Origin of the sequence: Stenotrophomonas sp. YIM B13575, assembly GCF_042787595.1 — a bacterium.
Classification (GTDB): Bacteria; Pseudomonadota; Gammaproteobacteria; order Xanthomonadales; family Xanthomonadaceae; genus Stenotrophomonas; species Stenotrophomonas lactitubi_B.
This window is the reverse complement of the sequence record NZ_JBHZOP010000124.1, coordinates 1-5,680: the sequence shown is the minus strand read 5'-3', so window position 1 is coordinate 5,680 and position 5,680 is coordinate 1. Positions and strand designations below refer to the sequence as shown.

General features: G+C 66.7%; 5 protein-coding genes. 4 read left to right on the top strand and 1 reads right to left on the bottom strand.

Annotation, left to right across the window (positions count from 1 at the left end):
- Nucleotides 1–232: 232 nt before the first annotated feature.
- Nucleotides 233–2,125, top strand: a complete 1,893-nt coding sequence (gene htpG / locus ACFX4F_RS17765; RefSeq protein WP_380657530.1) for a molecular chaperone HtpG — start codon at nucleotides 233–235, stop codon at nucleotides 2,123–2,125.
- A gap of 210 nt (nucleotides 2,126–2,335) precedes the next feature.
- On the opposite strand, the gene ACFX4F_RS17760 is transcribed toward htpG, so the two are convergent.
- Nucleotides 2,336–2,638: a hypothetical protein gene (locus ACFX4F_RS17760; protein ID WP_099820151.1), complete on the bottom strand. Its 303-nt coding sequence runs from the start codon at nucleotides 2,636–2,638 to the stop codon at nucleotides 2,336–2,338.
- A gap of 132 nt (nucleotides 2,639–2,770) precedes the next feature.
- Between ACFX4F_RS17760 and ftsY the strand changes: the two genes are divergently transcribed.
- The 3 genes from ftsY to ACFX4F_RS17745 all read left to right on the top strand — a co-directional run bounded on the left by ftsY (nucleotide 2,771) and on the right by ACFX4F_RS17745 (nucleotide 5,625).
- The gene (gene ftsY, locus ACFX4F_RS17755) at nucleotides 2,771–4,108 is read left to right on the top strand and encodes a signal recognition particle-docking protein FtsY (RefSeq protein WP_380657528.1); all 1,338 of its coding nucleotides are present in this window, start codon (nucleotides 2,771–2,773) and stop codon (nucleotides 4,106–4,108) included.
- A 117-nt stretch (nucleotides 4,109–4,225) separates the two neighbouring features.
- The gene (gene mutY, locus ACFX4F_RS17750; RefSeq protein ID WP_380657526.1) at nucleotides 4,226–5,350 is read left to right on the top strand and encodes an A/G-specific adenine glycosylase; all 1,125 of its coding nucleotides are present in this window, start codon (nucleotides 4,226–4,228) and stop codon (nucleotides 5,348–5,350) included.
- Between the two features lie 5 nt (nucleotides 5,351–5,355).
- A complete protein-coding gene (locus ACFX4F_RS17745; protein ID WP_025878821.1) occupies nucleotides 5,356–5,625 on the top strand; it encodes an oxidative damage protection protein in 270 nt (89 codons plus the stop codon).
- Nucleotides 5,626–5,680 lie beyond the last annotated feature (55 nt).

Below are 5,680 nucleotides of genomic sequence, written 5' to 3'. Positions count from 1 at the left end.
GGTGTGGGTGGGCTGGACCGTTGGCGCCATGGATGGGTTTACGGCGTGTCCTGCCCACCCACACCGCCCCGCCATCCCATGGAATGCCCGCTGTTGCTGTTGCTGCTGATTTGGCCTCTGCGGGTGCAGGGCGCCGCCCTGCCCGACCAACCCCTTGATTTCGGGACAATCACCCTTACCCCTTGGCGAGGCCGCACGCGCTTGCGCGGCATTGCACATGGAGCCCTAACCGATGTCCGAGACGATCCAGACCGAAACCCTTGGCTTCCAGACCGAAGTCAAGCAGCTGCTGCAGCTGATGATCCACTCGCTGTACTCCAACAAGGAGATCTTCCTCCGCGAGCTGGTCTCAAATGCCGCCGACGCTGCCGACAAGCTGCGCTTCGAAGCCCTGACCCAGCCCGAGCTGCTGGAGGGCGACAGCGAACTGCGCGTGCGCGTCAGCTTCGATCCGGCCGCACACACCATCACCATCGAAGACAACGGCATCGGCATGAGCCGCGCCGATGCCATCACCCACCTCGGCACCATCGCCAAGTCCGGCACCGGCGACTTCCTGCGCCAGCTGTCCGGCGACCAGAAGAAGGATTCGCAGCTGATCGGCCAGTTCGGCGTAGGCTTCTACAGCGCCTTCATCGTCGCCGACGAAGTCGAAGTCACCTCGCGTCGCGCTGGCCTGGCCGCCAGTGAAGGCGTGCGCTGGACCTCGCGTGGCGAAGGCGATTTCGACGTTGCCACCATCGACAAGGCCGAGCGCGGCACCCGCATCGTCCTGCACCTGAAGGATGGCGAGCACGACTTCGCCGACGGCTGGCGCCTGCGCAGCATCCTCAAGAAGTACTCCGACCACATCGGCCTGCCGATCCAGATGCCCAAGGAAGGCGGCGAAGAAGGTGCTGCCGTCGAATGGGAGACCGTCAACCGCGCCAGCGCGCTGTGGACCCGCCCGCGTACCGAGATCAGCGATGCGGAGTACACCGAGTTCTACAAGCACGTCGCCCACGATCACAGCGATCCGCTGGCGTGGAGCCACAACAAGGTTGAAGGCAAGCTGGAGTACACCTCGCTGCTGTACGTGCCGGGCCGCGCGCCGTTCGACCTGTACCACCGCGATGCCCCCAAGGGCCTGAAGCTGTACGTGCAGCGCGTGTTCGTGATGGACCAGGCCGAGCAGTTCCTGCCGCTGTACCTGCGTTTCATCAAGGGCGTGGTCGATTCCAACGACCTGTCGCTGAACGTCTCGCGCGAAATCCTGCAGTCGGGCCCGGTCATCGATTCGATGAAGGCCGCGCTGACCAAGCGTTCGCTGGACATGCTGGAGAAGCTGTCCAACGACAAGCCCGAACAGTACGCCGCGTTCTGGAAGGAATTCGGCCAGGTGCTGAAGGAAGGCCCGGCCGAGGATTACAACAACCGTGAGAAGGTCGCCGGCCTGCTGCGCTTCGCCTCCACCCGTGGCGAGGCCGATGCACAGACCGTGTCGCTGGCCGACTACATCGGCCGCATGGCCGAAGGCCAGGACAAGATCTATTACCTGACCGGCGAGAGCTACAGCCAGGTACGCAACAGTCCGCACCTGGAAGTGTTCCGCAAGAAGGGCATCGAAGTCCTGCTGCTGACCGACCGCATCGACGAGTGGCTGATGGGGTACCTGACCGATTTCGACGGCAAGGGCTTCGTCGATATCGCCCGCGGCGACCTCGACCTGGGCGCTCTGGAAAGCGAAGCGGACAAGCAGGAACAGCAAGCCGCTGCAAAGGACAAGCAGGGCCTGGTCGAGCGCCTGAAGACCGTGCTCGGCGATGACGTGGCCGAAGTGCGCGTGTCGCACCGGCTGACCGATTCACCGGCGGTGCTGGCCATCGGCGAACAGGACCTGGGCCTGCAGATGCGCCAGATCCTGGAAGCCAGCGGCCAGAGGGTACCCGACAGCAAGCCGGTACTGGAGATCAACCCGGGTCACCCGCTGATCGCCAAGCTGGATGCCGAAGCCGATGGCGCACGTTTCGACGATCTGGGCCGGGTGCTGTTCGACCAGGCTGCGCTGGCCGCCGGCGACAGCCTGAAGGATCCGGGTGCGTACGTGGCCCGTCTGAACAAGCTGCTGCTGGAGCTGTCGGCCTGATCGATGCCCGGATCGCCCAGCCTGGAGGGTGCCAACCCCGGTTGGCACCGCCATTGGCCTGGTAGACGCCAACCTTGGTTGGCGCTTCAAAAGCTGCCGAGGATGGCTTGACAGCGAAAGCGTGCCAACCAAGGTTGGCACCTACCAGAGCCGCTCGGATCAGGCCCGTCCCAGAGCCGGTCGACTCGGGCCCGCCCAGAGCCGGTCGGATCAGGCCTGCCGGTCCAGCAGCGAGCCCAGCATCTGGTCCTCGCGGCGGATCAGCGCAGCGTTGGCAGCAAAGGCCACCACCTCGGCCTTGGCAGCCAACAGGTCACCCAGCGGCGCGGACGGGTCGGTGTCACCAGTGGAGATCACGCGGGAGTCCACCCCGCCCTGCGCTGCGGCATCGCGCTGCAGTTGCAGGCGCGGTGCAGCCGCGGTCGCCAGGTTGGCCACGTTGTGCGCGGCCACCTGCACGCCCCGCTGGGCCGCACGCATCCCGCTGAGGGCAATACCGGTCACATCGTTCATCGGGAGGTCTCCCAGGCCACCCAACGCAGCCTTCCGCACCGGTTAACGGCCGCGCGGCTGCGACCTTGAGTCCACGCCGGCCAGACAGGCCCGGGTGGTAGCATATCCCTCTGATTTCAGCGCCTTTTGCCAATGCTCAGTTTTTTCCGCCGCAAGAAGCCCCAGGACGCCGCCACAGCGGACGCGCCCAAGACCCAGCACTACTCGGCTGAAGAGCTGGCGGCGGCATTCCCGTCGGCCGCGCCGCCCGAGCAGGCCCCGGCCGCACCGGTAGCCCCGCCCGTGGCGGATGCGCCTGTGCCAGCTGCCACGCCCGAAGTCGTCGCGCCCGCAACGTCAGCAGCGCCGCCCTCGCAGGCAACGCTGGAATCGCCGCAGGAAACCACTGCCGAAGCCCTGCCGGAACGCGTGCTGGCACCGGAGAACTTCGCAGCCGAGGCGGCCGCCGCTGCTGCGGTGCTTGCCCCGCTGGCCCCGGTCATCCCCGCGCAGGAACCGGCCGCCCCCGCTGCCGACCTGCCGGTGCTGGTCGATGCCCCGCCCGCCCCGGCCGGCAAGCCCGGCTGGCGCGAACGCCTGCGCAACAGCGCTTTCGCCCGCAGCTTCGGCGGCCTGTTCTCGCGCAATCCCAAGCTCGATGACGACCTGCTGGACGAGATCGAGACCGCACTGCTGACCGCCGACGTCGGCGTTGCCGCCACCACCGAGCTGATCGCCGACCTGCGCAAGCGCATGAAGGCGCGCGAATTCATCGATGCCAACGCCCTGCTGGCGGCACTGCGCGCCGATCTGATCGCGATCCTGCAGCCGGTGTCCAAGCCGCTGGTCATCGACCGCAACGCCAAGCCCTTCGTGGTGCTGACCGTTGGCGTCAACGGCGTCGGCAAGACCACCACCATCGGCAAGCTGGCCAAGCGCTTCAAGGACGAGGGCCACAGCCTGATGTTGGCCGCCGGCGATACCTTCCGCGCCGCTGCCGTGGCCCAGCTGCAGATCTGGGGCGAGCGCAACGGCGTGGCCGTGGTCGCGCAGGGGCAGAACGCCGATGCCGCCTCGGTGGCCTACGACGCACTGCAGGCCGGTAAGGCCCGTGGCACGTCGGTACTGATCGCCGATACCGCCGGCCGCCTGCACACCCAGTCCGGGCTGATGAACGAGCTGGGCAAGATCCGCCGCGTGCTCGGCAAGATGGACGAAAACGCGCCGCACGAAGTGCTGATGGTGATCGACGGCACTACCGGCCAGAACGCGCTTTCGCAGCTGCGCCAGTTCAATGCCGCAGTCAAGGTGACTGGCCTGGTGGTGACCAAGCTGGACGGCACCGCAAAGGGCGGCGTGGTGTTCGCACTGGCCCGTGAGTTCGGCATTCCGATCCGTTTCGCCGGCATCGGCGAGCGCCCGGAAGACCTGCGCGTGTTCGATCCGGAAGCGTTCGTCGACGCCCTGTTGCCCGAAGCGCTGGGCGCCTGATACACCGTGCAGCCACGCATGGCGTGGCTCTACTGCAACCCGGTAGAGCCACCCCATGTGTGACCGGCCGCTGCCGTAGTAGAGCCACCCCATGGGTGGCTGCCCCCTGGAGTACCGATGCCCCGCCAGCAGAACGCCAGCGCCATGCCAGCCCCCGAGCACGGCTTCGTCGCCCGCCTGCTGCATTGGTTTGACGACCACGGCCGCCACGACCTGCCCTGGCAGCATCCGCGCAGCCCGTATCGGGTCTGGTTGTCGGAAATCATGCTGCAGCAGACCCAGGTGGCAACGGTCATTCCGTACTTCCACCGTTTCCTGCAGCACTTCCCCACCCTGCCCGACCTTGCCGCCGCCAGCAACGACGCGGTGATGGCGCAGTGGGCCGGGCTGGGTTACTACGCCCGTGCGCGCAATCTGCATGCGGCCGCCAAACGCTGCGTGAGCGAGCATGGGGGCGACCTCCCGCGTGATTTCGATGCCCTGCACGACCTGCCCGGCATCGGCCGCAGTACCGCCGGCGCGATCCTCAGCCAAGCCTGGAACGACCCGTTCGCGATCCTCGACGGCAACGTCAAGCGCGTGCTCAGCCGCTATCACGGCGTCGAAGGCTTTCCTGGCCTGCCCGCCGTCGAAAAGCAGCTGTGGGCCATCGCCGAAGCGCAGGTCACGCAGGTACCGGCGGGACGCATGGCCGACTACACCCAGGCGCAGATGGACCTCGGTGCGACGGTCTGCAGCCGGTCCAGACCGGCCTGCGTGATCTGTCCCCTGCAGGAGGATTGCGTGGCACGTCGCGAAGGCCGTACGGCCGAGCTGCCAACAGCAAAGCCGAGCAAGGTGCTGCCCGAACGCGAGGCGGTGGCCCTGCTGCTGCGCGACAAGCAGCAGCGTGTGCTGCTGCAGAAGCGGCCGGATACCGGCATCTGGGCGCAGCTGTGGACGCTTCCGCAGGCCGATGCGGGCAGCGAGCTGCAGGACTGGTTCGACGTGCACGTCGATGGTTCACTGGAAGATGCCGAGGAACTACCGGTGCTGCAGCACACCTTCAGCCACTACAAGCTGCATCTGCAGGTATTGTCACGCCAGGTGCACGGCCTGCGCGTGGAAGAACCCACGCTGCGCTGGGTCGGCGCTGCCGAACTGCCCGCACTGGGCTTGCCAGCCCCCATCCGGAAGCTGCTTGATGGCACCCCCATCAAGACCCCGAAGCAAACCTCCGCGAAATCCCGCAACCACAAGTGAGTGCCATGCCCCGAACCGTCTTCTGCCAGTACGAACAACGCGATGCCGAGGGCCTGGACTTCGTGCCTTACCCGGGTGAGCTCGGCCAACGTGTGTTCAACCACATCGGCAAGCCGGCCTGGACCGCATGGCTGGCACACCAGACCATGCTGATCAACGAGAACCGCCTGTCGCCACGAAAGCCGGAGCATCGCGCCTTCCTGGAAACGGAACTGGTGAAGTTCCTGTTCGAGAAAGACGCCGAGAAGCCTGCCGGCTTCACCCCGGAAGCCTGATCTGGAGGCAGCGCCGGGCCATGCCCGGCGGATGCGGGAACGCCGGGCATGGCCC